This is a genomic window from Sorangium sp. So ce834 (assembly GCF_051521425.1).
GTDB classification, from domain to species: Bacteria; Myxococcota_A; Polyangia; order Polyangiales; family Polyangiaceae; genus Sorangium; species Sorangium cellulosum_D.
In genome coordinates, this window is record NZ_CP150351.1 from 11508705 (window position 1) to 11531905 (window position 23201).

16 protein-coding genes are annotated in these 23201 nt (G+C 71.8%); 6 read left to right on the forward strand and 10 right to left on the reverse strand.

Annotation, left to right across the window (positions count from 1 at the left end; genetic code table 11):
* The first annotated feature begins 152 nt into the window (after positions 1–152).
* Both WMF20_RS42275 and WMF20_RS42280 read left to right on the forward strand, forming a co-directional pair.
* Positions 153–647, forward strand: a complete 495-nt coding sequence (locus WMF20_RS42275) for a hypothetical protein (protein WP_437607346.1) — start codon at positions 153–155, stop codon at positions 645–647.
* Between the two features lie 25 nt (positions 648–672).
* Entirely contained in the window at positions 673–1338 is a 666-nt protein-coding gene (locus tag WMF20_RS42280) for a hypothetical protein (RefSeq protein WP_437607348.1), read from the forward strand.
* A gap of 78 nt (positions 1339–1416) precedes the next feature.
* Here WMF20_RS42280 and WMF20_RS42285 read toward each other — a convergent pair whose 3' ends face one another.
* Positions 1417–4221 (reverse strand): SNF2-related protein, encoded by a 2805-nt coding sequence (locus tag WMF20_RS42285; protein ID WP_437607350.1) that lies wholly within the window; start codon positions 4219–4221, stop codon positions 1417–1419.
* A gap of 584 nt (positions 4222–4805) precedes the next feature.
* On the opposite strand from WMF20_RS42285, the gene WMF20_RS42290 reads away from it, so the two are divergent.
* Positions 4806–5453, forward strand: coding sequence for a hypothetical protein (locus WMF20_RS42290; protein ID WP_437607352.1), 648 nt, complete (start codon positions 4806–4808; stop codon positions 5451–5453).
* A 262-nt stretch (positions 5454–5715) separates the two neighbouring features.
* On the opposite strand, the gene WMF20_RS42295 is transcribed toward WMF20_RS42290, so the two are convergent.
* The 4 genes from WMF20_RS42295 to ppdK form a co-directional block, all read right to left on the reverse strand.
* Positions 5716–6420: a hypothetical protein gene (locus WMF20_RS42295; protein ID WP_437607354.1), complete on the reverse strand. Its 705-nt coding sequence runs from the start codon at positions 6418–6420 to the stop codon at positions 5716–5718.
* A gap of 323 nt (positions 6421–6743) precedes the next feature.
* Positions 6744–7475: a PspA/IM30 family protein gene (locus tag WMF20_RS42300; RefSeq protein WP_129579556.1), complete on the reverse strand. Its 732-nt coding sequence runs from the start codon at positions 7473–7475 to the stop codon at positions 6744–6746.
* Positions 7476–7623: 148 nt separating this feature from the next.
* A complete protein-coding gene (locus tag WMF20_RS42305) occupies positions 7624–9162 on the reverse strand; it encodes a hypothetical protein (protein WP_437607356.1) in 1539 nt (512 codons plus the stop codon).
* Positions 9163–9359: 197 nt separating this feature from the next.
* Positions 9360–12335, reverse strand: coding sequence for a pyruvate, phosphate dikinase (ppdK, locus tag WMF20_RS42310; RefSeq protein ID WP_437607357.1), 2976 nt, complete (start codon positions 12333–12335; stop codon positions 9360–9362).
* 159 nt (positions 12336–12494) lie between these two features.
* On the opposite strand from ppdK, the gene WMF20_RS42315 reads away from it, so the two are divergent.
* The 3 genes from WMF20_RS42315 to WMF20_RS42325 all read left to right on the forward strand — a co-directional run bounded on the left by WMF20_RS42315 (position 12495) and on the right by WMF20_RS42325 (position 15566).
* On the forward strand, positions 12495–13433 hold the full coding sequence (locus tag WMF20_RS42315; RefSeq protein ID WP_237244604.1) for an FKBP-type peptidyl-prolyl cis-trans isomerase: 939 nt from the start codon (positions 12495–12497) through the stop codon (positions 13431–13433).
* Positions 13434–13499: 66 nt separating this feature from the next.
* Complete coding sequence (locus WMF20_RS42320; protein ID WP_437607359.1) at positions 13500–14729, forward strand: AAA family ATPase; 1230 nt, start codon at positions 13500–13502, stop codon at positions 14727–14729.
* 174 nt (positions 14730–14903) lie between these two features.
* Entirely contained in the window at positions 14904–15566 is a 663-nt protein-coding gene (locus WMF20_RS42325; RefSeq protein ID WP_437607361.1) for a PE-PGRS family protein, read from the forward strand.
* 15 nt (positions 15567–15581) lie between these two features.
* Here the strand turns inward: WMF20_RS42325 and WMF20_RS42330 are convergent, their stop codons facing one another.
* The 5 genes from WMF20_RS42330 to WMF20_RS42350 all read right to left on the reverse strand — a co-directional run bounded on the left by WMF20_RS42330 (position 15582) and on the right by WMF20_RS42350 (position 22952).
* Positions 15582–16229 (reverse strand): hypothetical protein, encoded by a 648-nt coding sequence (locus WMF20_RS42330; RefSeq protein WP_437607362.1) that lies wholly within the window; start codon positions 16227–16229, stop codon positions 15582–15584.
* 153 nt (positions 16230–16382) lie between these two features.
* The gene (locus tag WMF20_RS42335; RefSeq protein ID WP_207217636.1) at positions 16383–18122 is read right to left on the reverse strand and encodes an ABC transporter substrate-binding protein; all 1740 of its coding nucleotides are present in this window, start codon (positions 18120–18122) and stop codon (positions 16383–16385) included.
* A gap of 286 nt (positions 18123–18408) precedes the next feature.
* A complete protein-coding gene (locus WMF20_RS42340; protein ID WP_437607364.1) occupies positions 18409–20214 on the reverse strand; it encodes an acyl-CoA mutase large subunit family protein in 1806 nt (601 codons plus the stop codon).
* A gap of 87 nt (positions 20215–20301) precedes the next feature.
* Positions 20302–20808, reverse strand: a complete 507-nt coding sequence (locus WMF20_RS42345; RefSeq protein ID WP_437607365.1) for a hypothetical protein — start codon at positions 20806–20808, stop codon at positions 20302–20304.
* Positions 20809–20879: 71 nt separating this feature from the next.
* Positions 20880–22952: an OmpA family protein gene (locus tag WMF20_RS42350; RefSeq protein ID WP_437607366.1), complete on the reverse strand. Its 2073-nt coding sequence runs from the start codon at positions 22950–22952 to the stop codon at positions 20880–20882.
* Positions 22953–23201: the final 249 nt, after the last annotated feature.

The window sequence follows — 23201 nt, forward strand, 5'->3', positions numbered from 1 at the left end:
GCCGAGTAGCCCGGAGCCGCGGCCGGCGTGCGGCCGGCACACGGGGTGCAAAGGCGGCTGGGCGGCGGCGGACATCGCCCTGGCCATGGAGCGGGAATCGCACGTCGCCGCCGCGCACCTTCTTGTTTCACCCGTTTGAAGGAGATTCAGCAATGCACTTCTCTCGTACCGTGTTCAGCACCTCAATGCTCGGACTCCTGGCTCTCGCGAGCTCGCTCGCTCACGCCGCCGACTCGAAGGTCTTCCCGGCGACGTTTTGCCGCCAGGCGGGCAGCTCGAGCGCCGTGAGCTACGACATCAACGGGCGCGTTCACAACCCGACCGCGAGCACCCAGACCGTAATCTGCCCGATCGTCCGCGACGTCACGGACAGCAAGTGGAACCAGCTCACCGTGGTGGTCGCCGACCGCCACTACTCGGAGAACGTCTCCTGCCGGGCGTGGAGCGCTCAGACGGACGGGCTCGGGTGGTATCAGCAGACCAACACGACGGGCTCGTTCCCTGACTGGTGGTCGGCGCAAGAGCTGACCTTCGGCACCCAGCCGACCGAGCGCCACGACGGCACGTACTACCTCGAGTGCTCCATCCCGCCCCGGTACAGCGGCCTGGACTCGGGCGTGCTCTCGTACCGCATCACCGAGCCGTGACCTGAGCCAGGAACAGGAGCTAGCCATGAGCCTCTCACGAAATCGAGCGCAGTTTGCGTGGGCCGGATTGCTCGCCGTCGGCGCCTTCGCCGGCGCGGTGTTCCTCGCTCGCGCGTATCCCGCCCCGGCGCCCCGGCCGGCGCCGGGGTCCGGGACCGCCGATCGAGATGTGGAAGACCGGCTGGCGGTCGTGGAGCGAAGGCTGGATCGCGAGCGAGCGAGGCTGGTTTCAGGCTCGAGCGCGCTCGCCGCGCCGGCGGCCCAGGCCGCGGACGCGGCGCGAGGGGACGGGCAGGAGGACGCGGAGGAGGCAGAGGAGGCTGCCCCTCGGCGGACGCGGGAAGAGTGGGCGCGCGACGTGGTGGACCACTACACGTCGTTTCACGCCCGGGAGGCCGATGACCCGGCGTGGAGCTCGCGCACCGAGGCCGAGATGGCGACGGTGCTGCGCGAGGCGGAGCTCGAGGGCTCATCGCTCGACAGCGTCGACTGCCAGTCCACGGTATGCCGGCTGGAGCTCAGCCATGCGGGGCAGGACTCGCAGGCTCACTTCCTCCAGCACATACCGCAGCAGCCTCCCTTTGATACGGCGGGCTTCTACCACCGCGTGGACACACCCGACGGCGCGAGCCGCACCGTTCTCTACGTGGCGCGCGCCGGTCACGAGCTGCCCGCCCCTCCCCGGCTCTGAGCGGCGCTGGCGTGGCGCGGCGCCTCCAGGGCACGAAGGTTCTAGAGGCGCCGCGCGCGGCCGGAGCAGAGCGGCGTGTCAGGCGAGCGCCGCGCCCCCGAGCTGGCCGATCCAGCGCGCCGCCTCGTCCACGGCCGACCTGGCGAGCGCGGCGTCGAGCGGCACGCCCGCGCGCGCCAGAGAGCCGAGGTCATGCAGCCGTGCGAGCGCGGCGTGGGCCTCGACGGGCAGCCCGCCGCCCGGCACGAGGTCGCGGTACACGCCCGCGATGAGCGCCGCGTGCGACTCGGGCGCCGGTCCCTCCAGCATGCCGGCAATCGTGCCGGCGAGCGCCTCGTACGCCGCACGCGCGGCGTCCGCCGCGAAGCCGGCGTCCAGCACCACCCGTGCGAGCCGCAGCCGCTCCGCCGCCTTGCGCGCGGTCTCCGCCCGGGGGCGCGGGCTCGCCGGAGGCGCCTCCACGACGGCAGATCCCACGACGGCAGCGTCCACCCCGCCGACCACCATGCCGGCGCCCTCCATGCCCGCGACCACCATGCCGGCGCCCTCCATGCCCGTGACCGCCATGCCCGCTACCCCCGTGCCGGCGCTCTCCATCGCGGCGGTCTCCACACCGGCCTCGATCCCCCCCGCATCGTTCGCCGGCGCGGCCTCTCCCACCGGCCATGCCGCGAGCAACGCCGGCGTGGCCTGCCCTCCTGCGCGCTCGCCCTCCACCGGCACGGCGGCGGCGCTCCCCTGCTCCTCCGCGCCCCCCTCCCCGGCCCCGGCTCCCTCCGCCGCGCTCAGCACCTGCCGCATCTCGCGCAGCACCACCGCGAAGCTCGGCGCCGCCAGCTCCTCCACCGCGGCGTCGGCGCGGAGCGACGCGCTCAGCACCTTGCGCTTCTCGGCCAGAATTCCCTCGATCCCCCGCTCGATGCCCTCCTCGGCGCAGAGGTAGGTCACGCTCACGCCGCGCGCCTGACCCATGCGGTGCGCGCGCGCCGTGCGCTGGTCCAGGCGCGCCGGGTTCCACGGCAGGTCCAGGTGCACCACATAGCTCGCCGCCTGCAGGTTCAGCCCCACGCCGCCGGCGTCCGTGCTCAGCAGCACCCGCACCGCCGGGTCCTCGCGAAACCGGTCGAGCAGCGCCGGGCGGCGCTCCGTCGGCACGTCGCCGTGAAGCGTCACGAGGCCGACGCGGAGCCGCTCGATCCGCTCCCGGGCCAGCTCCAGCATCCCCACCCACTCGGAGAACACGATCACCTTGTTCCGCGGGTGCGCCGTGATCTCGGCGATCAGCGCCTCCAGCTCGTCGAGCTTCGGCGACGCCCTCTTGCGGCGCCTCGGATCGCACAGCTCGAGCGCGTTGCACGCCTGCCGCGCCTTCATGAGCAGCATCATGAGCCGGTCCAGCTCTTCCTTGCGCAGCGCCCGGCGCTCCGCGATCGCGACCAGGCGGGCCGCCTGCGCGCGGTAGTCCGCGTCGAGCTCGCGCTGCTCCCGGGTGAGCGGCGTGTACCGCGTCTGCTCGAGGAGCGGCGGCAGGTCGAGCAGCACCTCGGCCCGCTCGCGCCGGAGCGCGACCGGCGCGACGCGCCGCCGCAGCTCGCCGAGGTTCTTGTAGCCGACGATCCTGCCCCGCTCGTCCTGGCGGTGGAAGTCGGCGTTGAACCGCCAGAGCGGCCCGAGGAGCGCAGGATCGACGAGCTGGAGCAGCGAGTACAGGTCGTCGAGGCGGTTCTCGACGGGCGTCCCCGTGAGGACGAACAGGAACCGCGACGGGAGCGCCCGGAGCGTCACGGCCGTCTTCGTGCGGAAGTTCTTCGCGCGCTGCGCCTCGTCGAGCACGAGCACGTCCGCCGCGAGCGCCTGGAGCCGCGAGAGCTCGCGCCACGTGAGCTCGTAGCTCAGCACCGTGTACGCCGCCTCCGCCGCGAGCGCGCCCGAGCGCTGGGCCGGAGAGCCGCCGAGCACCGCGGCGCGCTCGCCCGTCCACCGAGCGATCTCCTGCGCCCACTGGTGCTTGAGCGACGCCGCCGTGACGATGAGGATCCGCCGCGCCTCGCCGCGGCGCCGGAGCAGCTCGCACGCCGCGATGGCCTGGAGGGTCTTGCCGAGGCCCATGTCGTCGGCGAGCAGCGCCCGCCCGTTGCGGAAGAGGTGGAGCACCCCCTCGCGCTGGTACGGGAAGAGCGGCAGCCCGAGCTCATCCATCGCGGCCTGCGCGCGGCCCCCTCGCGCATCGAGCGCGCTCCGGCGGCGCTTGTGCCAGATCGCCGCCGCGAGCCGCTCCGCCGCCGGCAACGCCGCGTGGACGACCCGCGGCGCGAGCGCCTGCTCCCCGGCAGCCCCCGCCGACAAGGCCTTGAGCAGCCCGCCCGCCTGCACCAGGCGCGCGCGCTCCGCGCGGAGCGCTGCGGGCCACGCCCCCACCGCGACCAGGCGCAGGCCGTCCTGCGCGTCGACCGTGAGGGTCGGCCGCGCCGGCACGTCGAGCCGGGCGAATGCGCGGCGCCACGCCGGACGCTCCGCGACCGCGCGGCGCACCGCCTCGAGGTGCTTGCACGTGCCGAGCTGATTGCTCAGGAAATCAGGGCAAGAGCAGGTGTCGTATCGCTCGCTGCCGTCCACGAGATCGACCACGTATCGCCCCCCGGTACCGCTCGCCACGGCGTAGTCGCCGTCGACGCGATCGCTGAGCGGCGCGATGCCGAACGGCTCGGTGTGCGCGCGATGGACGCGCACCTCGCGCTCATACCGGCGCACCGCATCGGGGTCCTCGTAATCATCACATTGCGGGGTGTTCCAGCGGATCGGATCGAGCGAGGCAGGGCGCACGGCGCAGCTTTGCCGCACCCACCCGGTCGTCGCAACGGTGTAGAGGAGCGAAAGACGCATTGCGTTTTGAGTCGGCAATTTCTCATCATTCGAGCACGGGCTCGCTTGGCGCTTGCGGCGGTCGAACCGGAGCGCCGCGAGGGGCCCACCGGCTCGCCGGCGCTCTGACGAGCTCCGGCGAGCGAGCCGCGCAGGCGGCGGCCGGGTGTGCGGCGCTCCTCACGATGGACGATGGGGAGGTCGAGCCCGAAGCGGGTCGAGCCCGGGGCGAGGCAGGCGGCCTCCGGGGACATGATGGCTGCAGCCTCCACGTAGAGGGCGGAGCCTCCGGGGGACGCGCCGCGGCGCCCCGACCGGCGCAGGCCGGCAACGAGGCTCCAAAGCACGTGGAATTTCGAAGACTTATCAGAGCCTCACCGCACGAAAACGCGCCTCGCCCGGCGCGCCGGACGGGCCCCATTCCGGCCGATCCGTCATCCCCACGCACTGGCATATCCGTTGCTCTATCGGTCGGCGTCCGGCGCGCGAGAGACGCCGCCGGACGAACAGCAACGCATTCGCGGCGCGCTGCGCGGAGGCCACGGACCGAGCACCTTCGGTCCGACCGGCCCCGTGCGGTCCGCCGCAGGAGTCAGGAGATCGCCATGAATACCTATCGCATCGTCAACGGGCTCGGTTTCGTCTGCTTCGGCGTGGTCGCCTTCGCGCTCGCGGGTTGCGCGGTCGCCGCCGCCGACGACGACGCGCTCGTCGATGACGTGGTGGAAGAGGACGTCGCAGACGCCGAGCAGGCCATGGGCGTCGAGTGCGCCGGCGCCGCCGCCACCGCCTCCTTCGTCGGCGGCATCAACTACACCTCGCCCCAGAGCTACAACACCACCAATTGCTACAAGGGCGTCGTGCTCGACGTGCAGAGCTACTCCTCGAGCTATGCCCAGAACCCGAGCGGCTCCGTCTTCCCGGGCCGCACCACCGTCGACTGGGCCGACAGCCTGCCCGCCCTCGCCGACCCCGATCACGTCGCCAAGTGCGAGAGCACCTATGTCGCCGCGGACCTCTTCGAGAAGGTCGGCTCGAACTGGGTCTACAAGACCAGCAAGGAGTCGCTCGGCATCTGGACGCCCTTCTTCGACGGCGGCTTCTGCGCCGGCCCGGGCGTCTCCTTCTCCTCCGAGATGCAGGCCGGAAAGACCTACCGCATCTCCGCCACCGCGCGCACCCACAAGAGCAGCTCCGCCGCAACCCGCAAGCTCCACGTCGAGTCCCGCGAGCCCGTCAAGGCGCCTCGCTGACCTCCACGCGGCTGCGCCGAGCTCCCGGACGAGCCACGGACGGCGGTCGGTCTCCGTCCGCCGGCTCGGCCGGGGGGCTCGGTGGCGGGTTCGCTGAAGCGACGCGAGAGGAGCCGCAACGGCGCAAGGAACGGAGCAGCGAGGAAGCCGGCCTCTCTCTCCCTTGCGCCTTTGCGCTTGGCACCTTTGCGCTTTATCTCTCTCCTCGTGTACGTTCTCTGTCGAGCGATGCGCGCTGCCGAACCGGGAGCGGCGACGTGCGCTACTCGATCGACAGGGTGACGCTATCGTCCGTGAGCGACGTCACGTTCAGGATCCCTGAGAAGACCTCCTCGAACGCCGTGTCGAGGAGGATGAACGAGGAGCTCGTCTCTTCGATCCGCGCGGCGGCGCTCAGGAAGCTGTAGTTCAGATCGTAGACGTCGATGGTCCCCGCGAAGTCGCGCGACGAGATCCAGTAGGCGTCCCCATCGACAAGCACGGGCACCAAGGCGCAACTGTAGTTCGTGGGCTCGCCCCCGAAGAACTCGGTTTCGTCGACGCCCCAGACCCCATCCACGAACGTCGCGCAACCGGCCGTGCCGTCCTCGTCGGCTGCGATGGCGAGCTCTGTCGTATCCAGGCCGCCGTCCGCGCCGCCGCCGCCCTCCGCATTGCCCCCGGAGCCCGCGCCGCCGCCACCCTCCGCATTGCCGCCCGCTCCCGCGCCGCCGCCGCCCTCCGCATTGCCGCCCGACCCCGCGCCGCCGCCGCCCTCCGCATTGCCGCCCGCCCCCGCGCCGCCGCCGCCCTCCGCATTGCCGCCCGACCCCGCGCCGCCGCCGCCCTCCGCATTGCCCCCAGCCCCGGCCCCGGCGCCGCCGCCGCCCTCTGCATTGCCGCCCGACCCCGCGCCGCCGCCGCCCTCCGCATTGCCGCCCGCGCCGCCGGTGCCCGGGTTGGGATCATCGCCCCCGCAAGCGACCAACAGGCATCCAAGAAAGACAATCGATGTCCATTTCATTCGCACCTCAGCTCTCTCTCTCTGTGGTGCGACAAACCGTACCATGCGCCACATGCACGCCAAAGGAATCGACCCAGACGGGCCCGGCGCGCGCACGCGACCGCCGCCCTCCCCTGACGTGCTCACGCGGCCGACGCCGGTCCGAGACGCGGCCGTCCTCCCTGTCGAACGATTGGCAATCGCGGTTCACGGAATGGCGCTCGAGGAGCGCCCGCCCCGCAGCGTGCAACCCGAGAGGACGAACGCCGCCTGCGCCCCTCCCCCGCGCCGCTCTCCCGGTCGGTCCCTCAGGAGCCGATCCGGATCCTCTTCTTCAGCGCGGCGAGCTCATCATCGACCGCCGACCCGCCGGGCCTGTCCTCGCCGGCGCCGCCCGCGCTGCCGCGGCCGTGCTCGAGCCGGGCGAACTTCGCCTCCAGCTCGGCCGCCGACAACCCGCCGCCGGAGATCGCCTCCTCGACCTCGCGCGACGCCGCGACCTGCGCCACCTGCCCCTCGACCTGCTCCTCCATGCGCCGGAACTCCGAGAACGCGCTCTGGCCGCCCCGCGACCCGAGCCCCTCGGCCCCGCCGCCGGCGCGGTGCTGCTGGATCTGCGCCGCGAGCGTGCCCTTCCGCGCCTGGAACTCCTCCTGCTTCGCCTCCATGCGCTCGAGCTCGGTCTTCATCGAGAGGACCGCCGAACGCTGCTCCGCGCGCATCGCCTCGGCCCGGTCGCGCTCGCCCACGACCCGCTTCTTCTGCACGAGCGCCTCGCGCGCGAGCTTCTCGTCGTTCGCCTTCAGCGCGAGCTCGGCGCGCTTCTCCCACTTCTCCGCCTCGGCGTCGAGCTCGTCGACCTTCTTGCGCAGCACCTTCTCCGCCGCTACCGCGTCGACCAGCTCCTTCCGCGCCGCGCGGACCTGGTCCTTCATCTCCTCGACGATGAGATCCAGCGACTTTTTCGGATCTTCCGCCTTGTCGAGGAGCGCGTTGACGTTGCTCGAGATGACCTTTCCCATCCGGTCGAAGATGCCCATGCCGGTAGCGTGCACCGCCCCGCCGCCCCTGTAAAGCGCCCGCGCGCCGCGCCGCCGGCGCCCCCTCGCGGCGCGCCCGCCGCTCCGTTGGCGGGCGCCCGCCGCCCCCTCGGCGCGCGCCCGCTGCGCCGCGCCAGGGGACCGGCCCTCAGGGCGGCGGCAGATAGCCCGGACCGACGCTCGTCTCCACGAACGAGCGCGTCGTCAGCAGCGGGGTCTTCACCGTCTCGTCCTCGTACAGCGGCCTCACCACGCACGTGTCCTCCCCGCACTCGCCGCCGTCGACGAACGCGACGTCCGCGACCAGCCAGTACCGGGTGCTCCCGTCGCCCACCTCGAACGTGACCGGCGCCTCCGGATCGTAAAACCCCGTCGGGCCGAGATCCGCCCCGAGGGCACCGTTGCAGAAGATCTTCACCCGCGGGTGGACCCCATAACGCCGGCCGTGGCTCGAATAATAATGGACGCCGATCCGCATCCACTGCCCGAACGGCGGGAAATCGACGTTGATGTTCTCGGGCGCGCAAAAATCGTCGCTGTTCGGGTCCGTCACGTCGGGATTGCACGTGATGTTGTCGATGTCGAGCCGCGGGTTGTGGCACCCCCGGCCGAGGGCGCGCCACGCCTCCCCGGCCCCGCGCGGCGCGTAATAACACGTGTTGTTCGCCTCCACCGGGTCGAGGAACCAGCTCACCGGCTCCGGCGGCGACGCGGTGTCGCTGAACCAGCGGATATCCGGGTTCGAGTCCAGCGCCTCCACCGTGCAGTTGTTGTAGCCGCAGTCGCTCGCCGATCCGCCGACCCGCCACGGCTGCGTGTCGTCCGGCTGGTGCAGGTGCAGATCGAGATCCACCCCGTCGCCGCCGAGGTCGTGCTCCCACTCGAGCTCGACCCGCAGGCCGGGCGCGCCGACGTAAAGGGCATACTCGCAGGAGCCGGTCGTGCCGTCCGCGAGCCGCTTCGTGTAAACGACCTTGTACTCCCCCGACTGGAGCGGTTTGTAATCGTCCGCCGGGTCGACCCCGGACACGGCCGGACACGGCTCGATGCCCGCCGGGCAAACCACGGTCCACGTCTCCGACCCGGGCTCGGCGTCCGCGCTGAACGTGCCTGTCCCCTCCTTCAGGTTCACGTCGGCGAACGGCGGCACCTGCAGCGCGTGACAGCCCGCCGGGCTCTCGCTGAAGCAGCCCTCGGTCGCGTGACGGCCGCCGAGGCACGGCCCCCACACGCCGACCTCGTTGCACAGCTCGGTGCCCGCGAAGCACCCCTCCACCGCGCGGTACGACGGATCGCCCATGAAGCACGCGTGCGCCTGCCCCGCGACGCAGGAGCACGTCTCGTCGACCTGACCGTCGCAGTCGTCGTCGAGGCCGAGGTGGCCGACGTCGCAGAGCTCCTCCGGCCCGCACTCCGTGCCGCACGGGTTCACGGCCCCGTCGACGACCCCGGCGTCCTCGCCGGGGGAGACCGCCCCGCCGAAGCCGGGCTCCGAAGGAGCGCCGCCGCCGCCGCTCCCGGCCGCGCCGCCGTCGCCTCCGCCGCCGCCCGCGCCGGCGGCGGCGGAGGCCGCGCCGGTATCGCGGCGCGGGCTAGAGGAGGCATGACAGCCGACCGCGACGAACGCACCCGCGGTCGCGGCCCCCAGAACAGCGAGGAGCGCAGAGGAGACGCCGAGATGACGCATGAGACCTCCAGTCGCCAGCGCGCGGTGGAGCCGCTTGGGCGGGCAGGCGCGCCAAGCCAGACACCGGCGATGAACGGCGAGGCTCCTGTCTTAGCAGACTCGGCGCGACACAAAAGCTCGCTCTCGCGCGCGCAAAGCACGCTCGTGAGAACGGATGTCGCGCCGCCGAGCCAGCGTATGTCCCGGAGCGGTGATGGTCAGTCCGTCGCGCGCGGACCCCTCGAGGACTCGGCCGCGAGCGCCGCCTGCGCGGCCGCGAGGCGGGCCACGGGGACGCGGAAGGGAGAGCAGGACACGTAATCGAGCCCGGCCCGCTCGAAGAACGCGATCGAGCTCGGATCGCCGCCGTGCTCGCCGCAGATGCCGAGCTTCAGCCCGGGCCGCGCCGCGCGCCCCCGATCCCGCCCGATCTCGACGAGCTCCCCGACGCCGGCCGCGTCCAGCGACTGGAACGGATCCCTCGCGAAGATGCCGGCCTCGACGTACGCGCCGAGGAACCGGCCCGCGTCGTCGCGCGAGATGCCGAGCGTCGTCTGCGTGAGATCGTTCGTGCCGAAGCTGAAGAACTCGGCCTCCTCCGCGAGCTCGCCGGCCACGAGCGCGGCGCGCGGGAGCTCGATCATCGTCCCGAACCGGACGTCGACCCTCCGCCCCTTCTCGGCGAACACCTTCTCCGCGACCCCCTCGACGAGCGCGCGCGTGATGGCGAGCTCGCGCCGGGTCATGCTGAGCGGGATCATGATCTCGGGCTCGACCTCGATGCCCGCCGCCGCGACCTCGCACGCCGCCTCGAGGATGGCGCGCGCCTGCATCTCGTAGATCTCCGGCGACGTGATCGCCAGCCGGCAGCCGCGGTGGCCGAGCATCGGGTTGTACTCGGCGAGCTCCTCGTTCTTGCGCGAGAGGTCCTGCGCGGGGACGCCCATCGCCTTCGAGAGCTGCTGGAGCTGCGCCTCGTCCTGCGGCAAGAACTCGTGCAGCGGCGGATCGAGCAGGCGAATCGTCACCGGCAGGCCGGCCATCTCGCGGAAGACGCCCACGAAATCGCTGCGCTGGAACGGCAAGAGCTTCGCGAGGGCGCGGCGCCGCCCCGCCTCGCCGTCCGCGAGGATCATCTCGCGCATCGCCTGGATCCGCTCCTCGTCGAAGAACATGTGCTCGGTGCGGCAGAGCCCGATGCCCTCCGCGCCGAAGTTGCGCGCCGTCCTCGCGTCGTGGGGCGTGTCGGCGTTCGACCGCACCCGCAGGCGCCGGACCGCGTCGGCCCAGACCATGAGCTCCTCGAACTCGCCGCTCAGCGCCGCCGGGACGGTCGGCACCGCCCCGAGGTAGACCGTGCCGGAGCCGCCGTCGAGCGTGATCAGGTCGCCGGCCTTCACCGTGATCGTGTCGGTCGGGTGCCCGTGATCGTCGTAGAGCGTCACCGCCATCTGGCCCTGGCTCACGCTGATCGCCGAGCAGCCGGCCACGCAGCTCTTGCCCATCCCCCGCGCCACCACGGCCGCGTGGCTCGTCATGCCGCCGCGGGCCGTCAGGATGCCGCGCGCCGCCTTCATGCCGTGGATGTCCTCCGGCGACGTCTCGGACCGCACCAGGATCACCGCCTTGCCCTGGCCGGCGCGCCGCTCCGCCTCGTCCGCGCTGAACACCACCTGCCCCGTCGCCGCCCCCGGGCTCGCCGGCAGGCCGCGCGCGAGCAGCTTCTTCGGCGCGCTCGGGTCGATGCTCGGGTGCAGCAGCTGATCGATCGAGCCCGGGTCCACCCGCAAGATCGCCTCGCGCTGGCTGATCAGGCCCTCCTTGGCCATCTCGACCGCGATGCGCACGGCCGCCCGGCCCGTGCGCTTGCCGGTGCGGCACTGGAGCAGATAGAGCTTCTTCTGCTGGATCGTGAACTCCAGGTCCTGCATGTCGCGGAAGTGCTGCTCGAGCGTGGCCTGCACCTCGACGAGCTCCGCGTACACGTCGGGCATCTGCGCCTCGAGCGAGCACGCGTCGTCAACGCCGCCCGTACCGGACACGCCGCCCGTACCGGACACGCCGCCCGTACCGGACACGCCGCCCGTACCGGACACGCCGCCCGTACCGGACACGCCGCCCGTACCGGACACGCCGCCCGTACCGGACACGCCGCCCGTACCGGACACGCCGCCCGCGCCGGACACGCCGCCCGCGCCGGACACGCCGCCCGCGCCGGACACGCCGCCCGTACCGGACACGCCGCCCGTACCGGACTTCGACAGCGGATGCGGCGTGCGCACCCCCGCCACCACGTCCTCGCCCTGCGCGTTGGGGAGCCACTCGCCGTAAAAGCGCCGCTCGCCCGTCGACGGATCGCGCGTGAACGCGACGCCCGTGCCCGAGTCGTCACCCAGGTTGCCGAACACCATCGCCTGGACGTTGCAGGCCGTCCCCCAGGCCTCCGGGATATCGTGCATCTTCCGGTACACCTGGGCCCGGTGGTTCCTCCAGCTGTCGAAGACGGCGCGGATCGCGCCCCAGAGCTGCGCGTACGGGTCGTCGGGGAACGGCCGCCCCGTGGCCCCGAGGACGACGTCCTTCTGCCGCTGGATCAGCGCCGCGAGCGACTCCGGATCGAGCAGCGAATCAGGCACCTTGCGCTCGAGCTCGGCGGCGTTCAGGCGCGTCGCGTCGACGCCGAGCCGCGCCGCCGCCTGCTTGCGCGCGCGGCCGAGCGCCTCCTCGAAGCGGTCGCGGGGCACGCCGAGCACGATATCGGCATACGTCAGGATGAAACGCCGATAGGCGTCCAGCGCGAATCGCTCGCTGCCCGTGCGCTTCGCGAGCCCCCGCGCGATCTCGTCGTTCAGGCCGAGGTTCAGGATGGTATCCATCATTCCCGGCATCGACGCGCGCGCGCCCGAGCGGACGGACACGAGCAGCGGCGCCTCGGGGCTCCCGAGCCTCGCGTCGAGCAGCGACTCCAGCCGGCCGATCGCCGCCCTGATCTCGTCCTCGACGCCGGCGGGGAGCGCCTTGCCCGCGGCATAGTACGCGTTGCAGACCTCGGTGGTGACCGTGAAGCCCGGCGGCACCGGGATGCCGAGACGCGTCATCTCGGCGAGCCCCGCGCCCTTGCCGCCGAGCAGCTCCTTCTGCTGTGCGTCCCCGTCCGCCTGCCCCCCGCCGAAGAAGTATATCGATCTTCCCATGGCGGGCGCACGCTAGACCGTCCGCGCAGTCGGGTCGAGATCCGTCGAACGCCGCGCGCGGACGGCCGGCGGCGGCGCCGGGTCCGCAACCGACGGAATCGCGCCGCGCACCTCACAAAAATACCGGCTCTCGACGGCGGACGAGCTATGAAGCGGCGCATGAAGCGCGGATACCTCGTCCTTGTTGCGATGCTTGCCGTCCCCCTCTCCGCCTGCGACCAGAAGCCGGCCCCTCAGGCGACCGCCGACGCCCCTGCGGCCGCGTCTGCCAAGCCGGCCGCGCCGCCCACGCACGCGGCCGAGCCCACCGCGGAGCAGCCGTCTGCGCCAGAGCCCGCCGGTCTGCCCGCGCCCCCGGACGTGGCCGCGCCGCCCGCGGACGCGCAGAAGACGGCCTCGGGCCTCGCGTTCAAGGTGCTGACGCCCGGCAAGGACAAGGAGCATCCCGGCCCCGACGACAAGGTGAAGGTCCACTACACGGGGTGGACCACCGACGGAAAGATGTTCGACAGCTCCGTCCTCCGCGGCGAGCCGGCGAGCTTCGGCGTGGGCGGCGTGATCAAAGGGTGGACGGAGGCGCTCCAGCTCATGAGCAAGGGCGAGAAGCGCCGCCTCTGGATCCCGGGCAACCTCGCCTACGGCGACCGGCCGATGCAGCCGGGCGCCCCGGCCGGAATGCTCGTGTTCGACGTCGAGCTGCTCGACTTCGCCCCCGCGCCGAAGCCCCCGCCCGTGCCGAAGGACGTGAAGGCGCCGCCCAAGGCCGCGAAGAAGACCGCCTCCGGGCTCGCCTACGAGGTCCTCCAGAAGGGCACGGGCACCGAGCACCCCAAGCCGACGAGCCGCGTCACCGTGCACTACACGGGGTGGACCACGGACGGGAAGATGTTCGACAGCTCCATCGTCCGCGACGAGCCGATCACCTTCCCGCTGGGCGGCGTGATCAAGGGGTGGACCGAGGGCGTACAGCTGATGGTGAAAGGCGAGAAGGCGCGCTTCTGGATCCCGGCCGAGCTCGCGTACGGCGAAAAGCCGACGCGCCCCGGCGCGCCCGCCGGCATGCTCGTGTTCGACATCGAGCTCATCGACTTTCGCTGATCCGTCGGCCGGCGCTTTACATCCGGCCGACCGCCTGGCTACATGGAGAGCTGCGAGCGGCCAGGCATGCTGACATCCATTCGTCTCAAGAACTTCAAGAGCTTCGCCGATCAAACGGTGGAGCTGTCCCCCTTCACGCTGCTGCTCGGGGCCAACGGCTCCGGCAAGAGCAATTTCCTCGACGCCCTGCGCTTCTTGCAGGGCGTCGGGCTGGATCTCCCCCTGTGCGACATCTTCCGCGGCCGCGTCGACGGCAGGCGCGAGATCTGGCCGGGCCTGCGCGGCGGCACGCAGGGGGCCACGCACAAGGGAGCCAAATCGTTCACCATCGAGAGCCGATGGGCGATAGGGAAGGAGGAGCTCACACACAAGATCACGTGTCAGGTCGAGCCGGACGTGATGGTCGAGCACGAGTCGCTCGAGGCGAAGTCGGCCGGCGGGCCGCTCTTCGATACGCCCGCGTCGGCGCTGAAGGGCCTGGAGGGGTTCGCCGGGGCGGGCGCGCTGATGTCGGCGTCGAAGAAGGGCCGCTCGATGAGGATCGCGTCGATGGATCGCAACCCCGCGCGGCGCAGCCTGCTCGGCCAGATCGAGCACCACCGCGGGCGCGGCGACGACGTGAGCCTCTCGGACGTCATCGCGCTCTGCAATGCGCTCCAGGTCGCGATGCGGGGCACGCTGTCGATCGACATCGACCCTTCGCGCATGCGGGGCTACGTGCCGCACGAGATCGAGAACCTCGGCGCCGGCGGGCAGAACCTCTCCGCGGTGCTCCGCTGGCTCTGTCAGGAGGCCGACCACAAGGCCGACGTGCTCGGCTGGGTGCGCTCGATCTTCGCGCCCGAGATCCTCGATATCGAGTTTGCGGAGACGGGCCTCGGCGACGTGATGATGGTGCTCGTCGAGAAGGGCGGCGCCCGCGTCCCGGCGCCGAGCCTCCCGGACGGCGCGCTGCGCGTGCTCGGCAAGATCGCCGGCGTGCTCACCGCGCCGGAGGGCTCGCTGCTCCTCGTGGAGGACCCCGACGCCGGCATGCACCCGGAGCGCGCGGGCGTGCTCGCGCAGCTCCTGGAGGGCGCGGCGCGGCCCTCCGTCTGCCAGATCGTGGCGACGACGCACTCGCCCGCGCTGCTCCGGGGCGCCTCGAAGCAGGCCCTCAGCCGCGCGATCGCGTTCGAGCGCGACCCCGAGACCTGCGCCACGACGGCGCGCCGGCTCGCCGATCTCCCGCGTTTCGAGGAGATGGCAGAGCGCGATCCGGGAGAGCTGCTGTCCTCGAAGGCGCTCGCGGGGTAGCGCGCCGGACAGCGCGGTACAGCGCTGCCATTGAGTTGCAGTGCCGCCATTTCGCGAGGAGCGAATATCTCCCCTTCTCACGAAATGCATTGTGAACGACCACAGAGACCTCTAGGCTACCGGCGCGTCATGGCGCGGCGACCGCCGCGCGAATCCAGTGCAATGAGGTCTTTTATGCTTCTCCAGAAAACTACACTTCGACTGGCCCTCTGTCTCGCCGTCGGCCTATCGGCGGCCGCCTGCTCGGACGACGACCCCGGCGGCGAGGGCGGCGGCACGACCAGCTCGACCAGCGGCGCCACCACGGGCCAGGGCGGCGGGACCAGCTCGACCAGCAGCGCCACCACGGGCGAGGGCGGCTCCACGGGCGAGGGCGGCGCCAACGAGGGCGGCTCCACGGGCGAGGGCGGCGCCAACGAGGGCGGCTCCGCGGGCGAGGGCGGCTCCGCGGGCGAGGGCGGCTCCACGGGCGAGGGCGGCTCCGCCCCCAGCGATCCGGCGTGCGGCGCGGGCACCGCGACCTTCGCCGACGTGAAGGCGATCCTGACCGCGAGCTGCGTGGGGTGCCACGGCAACAGCGACCACCTGCCCGGTGAGCTCGATCTCCGCGCGAACGCGGCCCATGGCGAGCTCGTCAACGGGGACAGCACGACCTGCGCCGACCGGGTGCTCGTCGTGCCGGGCATGCCGAGCCAGAGCTACATCATCAACAAGCTGCGCAACGTCGACCTCTGCCGGGGCGGCAAGTCCATGCCCCCGACTCCGAACCCGGCCCTGTCCGAGGCCAACATCAAGAAGATCAACGACTGGATCTGCGCGGGCGCTCCCAGCAACTGAGCGCCGCCGCCGGTCTCAGTACACCTTGCAGCGCGCGCCGCCGGCGGCGCGCGCGTAGGGGACCTTCGCGCTCCGCCCCTTCACGTAGATCGCCCCGCCCGGGGCGGGCCTCGGGATCACGGCGCCGGTCGCGAGCGGCCGCCCGGGCGGCAGCTCCTCGACCTCGATGACGATGTCGTTCCCCTCCTGATCGACCGCCGAGATCGACGGCCGCCGGCTCTCCTCGTCGGCGGGGCCGCCCGGGCAGGGCACCCCGCGCGCGCTCAGGGCGACGGCGAGCGTGTCGCCCCCGGTCTCCGGGGCGCCGGCCGCCCACTGGAACCTCGGATCGCGCGCCGCCCCCACCTCCACGGCGAGGCAGCTGCACCGCTCGGCCCGCGACGCGGCGCGCGCGAGCGCGAGGTCGTGCCGCACGCCGACCCACGACGAGGGGGCCCGCTCCTCGGGCGTGGACGGGGCGCCGTCGAAATCGTCGGGCGTCCCGACCGCCCGGCGCGGCGCCTTCTGCTGCGCGGCGTCCGGCTCGGCCGGCGCGGAGGGGTCGACGGTGCCGCCCTCCCAGAACGCCGCGGCGCCCGCGTGCTGGTTGCCGCCGCAGGCGGCGAGGACGGCTCCGGAGAGGAGCGCAGCGAACCGTGCGATCTGGGCGGCCGAGGGGCGCATTGCGGTGCGATCTTCGCACCGGCGCCGCCGGCGGCCAAGGTTTGTGCGGAGACGGAGGGGAGGAGCTACGCGGGAGGACGTGCTAGGGCACGTGCGAGGACGCGCGAAGACGCGCGCAGCGCGCCGGGTGCCCGGCGCGCCGCGCAGAGAGCGTCACTTCGGCTTGATCTCGGTGAGGACGAGGAGGTAGTCCGGCGAGTTGTTCGGCGACAGCTTGGCGTACGGGTTCTCCTTGCTGGGCCACCCGACGAAGCGCTTCGTGCTGTACTCGCCCCAGGACGGGTTCTTGAACAGCGGGATGACCGGCACCTGCTGGGCGTAGATCATCTGCAGGTCGTCGATGATGCTCTTCTGCTCCGCCGGATCGGTCGCGGCCGCGAACTTCTTGAACAGCGGCTCGGCCTCCTTGGCGGCGAAGCGGTGCCAGTTGCGCGTCGTGGCCTCGTTGACGGGCTTCACGAACTCCGGCGCCATGAGATCGCGGTAGAAGTTGAACGGCGTGGGCTCGGTGTTCGTCCAGCCCATCGACATGTCGAACGTGCCCTTCTGGAGCGCCTCGAAGAACGCGCTGAAGTCGTACGTCTTCAGCGACGCCTCGATGCCGACCGCCTTCAGGTTCTGCGTGGTGATCTGGACCGCGCGCACCCAGTCGGACCAGCCGGTCACGACGTTGATGTCGAACTTCAGCGGCTTGCCGTCCTTCGCCCGGATCCCGTCCGCGCCCTTGGCGTAGCCGGCCTCGTCGAGGAGGGCGTTCGCCTTGGCCACGTCGTAGTTGGTCCAGTCGCCCGCCGCCGCGGCCTTCTCGTTGCGCCAGCGCGCGTAGGCGTCGTCGAGCCCGGTCCCGTCCGCGCCGACCGTGTAGCCGTTGACCGCGATCTTGGCGATCTGCGCCCGGTCGATGGCCATGCTGATGGCCTTGCGCAGCTTGATGTCGTCGAACGGCTTCTTCGTGGCGTTCGGGTAGAGCGTCACGGTGCCGCCGACGAGCGGGAACCAGTAATGGTTGTTCTCCGGGTCCTTGGCGACGTAGGTCTTGTCGATGTCGGGGACGAAGTTGCCGGCCCAGTCGACCTCGCCGTTGATGAGCGCCAGGTTCGCCTGGTCGTTGCCCGGGTACGCCGGGAAGCGCAGACCCTCGACGTACGGCTTGCCCTTCTGCCAGTAGTTCGGGTTCTTGCCGAGCTCGTAGATCTGGTTCTGGAACGTCTTCACCTCGGTGAAGGGGCCCGTCGCGACCGGGTTCTCGTTCGTGAACGTGACCGGGTCGGCGACGTCCTTCCACTTGTGCTCCGGCACGATCGGCTGGTGGCCGATGTAGTGGAGCCCGGGGACGAACGCCTCCTTGAGCTTGAACTCGACGGTCGTGTCGTCCTTGGCCTCGACCGAGTCGACGAACTTCCACACGCCCGAGAGATCGAGCGCCGGGAACTTCTTGAGGAGGCCGAACGTGAACGCGACGTCCTTCGCCGAGAAGGGTTGTCCGTCAGACCACTTGACCTCGGGGCGGGTCGAGAAGGTGAGCTTCTTGTTCTGGTCGCTCCACTCGTACTTCGTGGCGAGCCACGGCACGAACTCGCCCTTCATCGTGTTGTACACGATCATGGGCTCGTAGATGCCGGCGACGGTGGGGAAGCGCACGCTCCCCTCGCCGAGCAGGGGGTTGAAGTTGCGCACCCAGGACGCCTGCTGCTCCCTGGAGATGGTGACGAACTTCGCGCCGCCCTTCGCCCCGCCCTGGTCCTTGGCCCCGGGGCCCGAGGCGGCGGAGTTCGCCCCCGCCGGGTCCTTGCCGGACTCGGCCCCCTTGTTGTCACAAGCCGCCGTGGCGCCGACGGACAGGAAGAGCGCCGAAAGGGCAAAAATGCGGCGCGACATGGATCGACTCTTCATAAGCTTGCTCCCTCGCGGCGACCTCGGTCGCCCGCGACGATCCTCTCACTCGACCGACAGCACGCAGCGCCGCAGCGCAGCGACAACAGCAGACCGTACGGCGGCGCCACGGATGGGCCGCGACTGCGGCACCCTGACGCCGGCGCACTCTACCGGCCGACGTAGAGAAGTGTCAACCTGACGAATTGAGGGGGTTCCCAGGGCCGCCGTGAGACCCGTGACCTGATCGGATGCTCACTCCGGCGCGCGCCCCTTCGCCGGAGCGCGCGCCGGAGATCTAGGGAGATCAGAATTCGGCCGGGTCGCTGTACGTGCCCATGACCTCGCGCAGCACGTCGCAGATCTCCTGCTCGGTCGCGTACGCGCTGGCCGCCGCGATGATGGGGGGCATCAGGTTGTCGCGACCGCGAGCGCTGTTTCGCACCTCGGCGAGCGCGCTTCGCACCCGGTCCTGGTCGCGCTGGGCCTTGACCCGGGCCAGGTTCTGGCACTGCACCCGCTGCACCTCCTCGTCGATCCGGAGCAGGGGGATCGTCTTCTCGCCGGCGGCGGCATAGCGGTTGACGCCCACCATGATCCGCTCGTCCGACTCCAGCTCTCGCTGGAACCGGTAGGCCGAGGCGGCGATCTCGCGCTGCGGATACCCCTTCTCGATGGCGGTCACCATCCCGCCCATCTCGTCGATCCGCCGGATGTACTCGAGCGCCTCCTGCTCCAGGCGATCGGTGAGCCACTCGACGTAGTAGCTCCCCCCGAGCGGATCGATGGTGTTCGCGACGCCGCTCTCGTGGGCGATGATCTGCTGCGTCCTGAGGGCGATGGTCACGCTCTCCTCGGTCGGGAGCGCGTATGTCTCGTCGAGCGAGTTCGTGTGGAGCGACTGGGTGCCGCCGAGCACGGCGGCGAGCGCCTGGAGCGAGACGCGGACCACGTTGTTGTAGGGCTGCTGGGCCGTCAGCGAGACGCCGGCCGTCTGCGCGTGCGTGCGCAGCTTCATGCTCTCGGCCTTCTTCGCCCCGTAGCGCTCCTTGAGGAACCGCGCCCACATGCGGCGCGCGGCGCGCAGCTTCGCGATCTCCTCGAAGAAGTCGTTGTGGACGTCGAAGAAGAACGACAGGCGCGGCGCGAACGCGTCGACGTCGAGGCCGCGCTCGATGCAGCTCTCGACGTAGGCGAGCCCGTCCGCGAGCGTGAACGCGAGCTCCTGCGCGGCGGTCGAGCCCGCCTCCCGGATGTGGTATCCGCTGATCGACACCGAGTTCCACCGCGGCACCTCGCGCGCGCAGAACTCGATCATGTCGGTCACGACGCGCATCGCCGGGCGCGGCGGGACGAGCCAGGCGTGCTGGGCGATGAACTCCTTCAGGCAGTCGTTCTGCACGGTGCCGCCGATCCGCTTGCGCGGGATCCCGCGCTTGTCGGCGAGCGCGATGTAGAACGCGAGCAGCACCACGGCGGGGCCGTTGATGGTCATCGACGTGGTCACCTGATCGAGCGGGATGCCGTCGAAGAGCACCTCCATGTCGCGGAGCGTGTCGACCGCGACACCGCACATCCCGACCTCGCCGAGCGACCGCGGAGAGTCGGAGTCGTAGCCCATGAGCGTCGGGAAATCGAAGGCGGTCGACAGGCCCGTCTGCCCCTCGGCGAGCAGGTATTTGAACCGCGCGTTCGTCTGCTCCGGCGTCCCGAAGCCCGCGAACATCCGCATCGTCCAGAGCTTGCCGCGGTACATCGTGGGCTGGACGCCGCGGGTGAACGGGTACTCCCCGGGCAGCCCGAGCTCCGCCGCGTAGTCGACCGGCGCGTCGGCCGGCGTCGCGAGGTCGGGCACGTCGACGCCGCTCCAGGTGGTGAAGCGCTCGCTGCGCGGCGGGAAGCGCGCCGACGCCTCGGCGACCGGGCCCTCGCGCCACGCCGCCACCGCGCGCCGGAGCGCCGCGAGCCCGTCCTGGTCGAGCCCGAGCCCGTCGCCGCCGCCGCCGTTCGTGGTGCGGGGCGCGCCTGCGTCGCTCTCACCTTCGTGGGCCGGAGGCCGGAGCGCGCGATCCGCGTCGGTCTGCGGCGGGGGGGTGGGCTGTCGTTGCGCCATGGTCCGCATTTTAGCGCGGCGCGCGCGCGGCGGCGCGGGAGAGCGCGGAGATCGCCGCCGCGCTCTCCTGCGCCGCCGCGCGGCGCGTCACGGGCAGCGCGCGTGGAACACCGCGGAGGCGACCGGCGTCGCCCCGTCCTCCAGCGAGTCCTCGATCGTCCCCGTGACGCGGATCCCCTCCGCGGCGCAGAGCGCCGCCGCGGCGTCGGCCGGCAGCGTCGTGCCCGCGGCGCCCGTATCGAAGGCGAACTCCACGGTGACGTCGCTGTCCGGAGCGACCTCGACCGGCAGCGGCGTCGTGGTCTCGGCGGGGAGCGGCGCCACGATCGCGGTCTTCCGATCGGCGCTCGAGATCTCGAACCCGCGCACGGCGACGCGGCTCGGCCCGCTCGCCCGCGGGCCCAGGTGGAGCTTCAGCGCGAAGCTCGCCTGAAGGCCGGTCCCGAGCGCGCTCGACGAGACGGTCGCCTCGGGCGCGGCGATGGAGGGCTCGACGAACACGGCGGCGTCGGTGTCGATGCAGCCGCCCGCCAGGGCGGCGAGCGCCGCCGCCGCGAGGGTCGCGGCGGCGGGGAGCGGGGCGCGGGCGTTCATGGGGCCACTCTCCCCCGGGCCGACCTGTCCTGTCCAGATCGGCCGCGCGCGGTCGGCCCGCCGCGCGCCGCTCAGGGCGGCGGCGGGACGACGCCCTTGGACCGGGCCAGCGCGCAGCCGAGCTCCACGTTGGTCGGCCCCTTGTCGGTGCGCACGACCTTGAACTCGACGCGCCGGTTCTTCTCCCAGGCCGCCGCGTTGTGGGCCGGATCGATCGGGCAGTACTCGCCGTAGCCCATCGAGCGCACCGTGTTCTTGTTGACGCCGCGCTCCGCGAGCGCCGCCGCGACCGCGTCCGCGCGGGCCTGCGTCAGCTTGAGGTTGTACGCGTCGGCCGAGCGCTCGTCGGCGTGCCCCTGCACCTCGATCATGGTGAACTCGGGGTGGTGCTTGAGCGTCTCGGCGACGGCCTGCACGATGCCGAACGACTCCGGGAGGATCTCCGCGCTTCCGGTCGCGAACTGGATCTTCTCGAGGATGACGATGTTGTTCTCCTCGATCACGACGCTGCCCTTGTCCGGGCAGCCGTCCTCGTCCTCGAGGCCGTTGAACGTCTCGGGATCGTTCGGGCACTTGTCGACCACGTCGGGGATGCCGTCCCGATCGTTGTCGGGATCGGGGCAGCCGTCCTCGTCCTCGAAGTCGTCCCGGTCCTCCGGATCGTTCGGGCACTGATCGGACTTGTCGGGGATGCCGTCCTTGTCGTTGTCGGGATCGGGGCAGCCGTCTTTGTCCTGGAAGCCGTCGCGGTCCTCCGGCTCGTCCGGGCACTTGTCGCGCGAGTCGAGGATGCCGTCGCCGTCGCGGTCGCCGTCGCTCCCCTCCGGGCAGCCGTCGTCGTCCTCGTCGCCGTCGCGGTCCTCCGGGTTGTTCGGGCAGCGGTCGTCGACGTCGAGGATGCCGTCCTCGTCGTTGTCCGGATCCGGGCAGCCGTACTTGCCGGGGGGCGAGTCCGCCTTGGTGTCCTGGAAGCCGTCGTAGTCCTCCGGCTCGTCGGGGCAGTCGTCCTGATCGTCCTTGATGCCGTCGCCGTCGCGATCGCCGATCGACGGCTCGAAGACGAACCCGATGGTCGCGCGCTGCTCCGCCGCCTGGAAGCCGGGCGTGTACCCCACGCCGGCGCCGAGCATGAGGAAGCTGTTGCGCTCGATGAAGAGCTTGATGCCGCCGACCGCCTCGGCCGACAGCTTCTGCTTGCTGCTCTCGCCGCCGCCGAGCTGCTGCGTCATGTAGGTCTCGGCCACGAGGTCGAGCGGCGTGAGCACGCGGTAGCTCATGCCGAACCCGCCGGTGAGCAGGTCCGAGTACTCGAAGTCCCCGTGCTTCAGCTGGTAGGTGGCGTTGTCCGAGCGCAGGCCGAACGCCGGGTTCTTCCCGGTGTGGCCGCGGTAGCCGACGTTCAGCGCGATCCGGAACGGGTTGGTGATGCCGAACCGCTTCTCCAGCACGAGCTGCGGCCAGAAGAAGAACCCCGGGTCCGCGGCGAAGTCCTCTGCCCCGGCGACGCCGACGCCGGCCTGGGCGATCACCGCGAGCCCGATCACGTCCTGATCGGGGCGGAGCAGGCGCACCTTGGCGTGGATCGCCAGGTTGCCGAGCGCCTGGGCGTCGAGCGAGTCGTCGTCGTAATTGCTGCCGGGTCCCGGGCCGATGTCGTTGATCGCGTTGGCCCCGTTGAGCACCACCGGGGCGGAGAGGCCGACGACCAGGAAGTTGGCGATGCCGTAATCGAACTGGAACGTGCCCTGAAACGCGTGATTCAGCATCACCTTCGTTCCCTGGTCGTTCTCGGAGAGCGGCAAGATGTTGTGCCCGTAATCGAGCACGAGCCCCAGGCTGATGTCGTTGGCGCCGAGGACGTCCGCCCCGTTGACCGAGAAGAGGCCTTTGGAGTCGACCGCCGGCCGGAACAGGTGCAGGTCCATGCCGTCGCCGTTCCTGCCGTCGCCCGTGCGCGTCTGGGCCGCGGCCTCGCCCGCGGCTGCGGCGGTCATGGCGGCGCCGAGGGCGAGGGAGAGCAGCGCGGCGCCCGGGCGACGGGGCCGGCCTTGCTGGCTGCGGGGGGGCGGCGCGCGCCGGTCGTCGGGCGCGTCGGGCGCGCCCGGGCGCGGTTCGGCGGGGAGCAACGGAGAGCGAGGCGTCATGGCAGGGTCCTCGGGTTCGTGAGGTCGCGGTGGGGCAAGCGCACCTGGAGCTGGCGCTCGGCGCCACGTACCACCGCGCGAATTCCGGTGTCAAACAGACGGCGCCGCGGGCCTCGGCCGCCGCCGGGGCGGGCCCCTCGGGCGCGGGCGCGGCCCGGCGCGGGAGGGGCCCCGCGCGCGGGTCGCCTCATCGCCGGATCGCCCGCGATTTGACGGGGAAAACCGCCCTCCCCCGCGCGATCCCGGCGC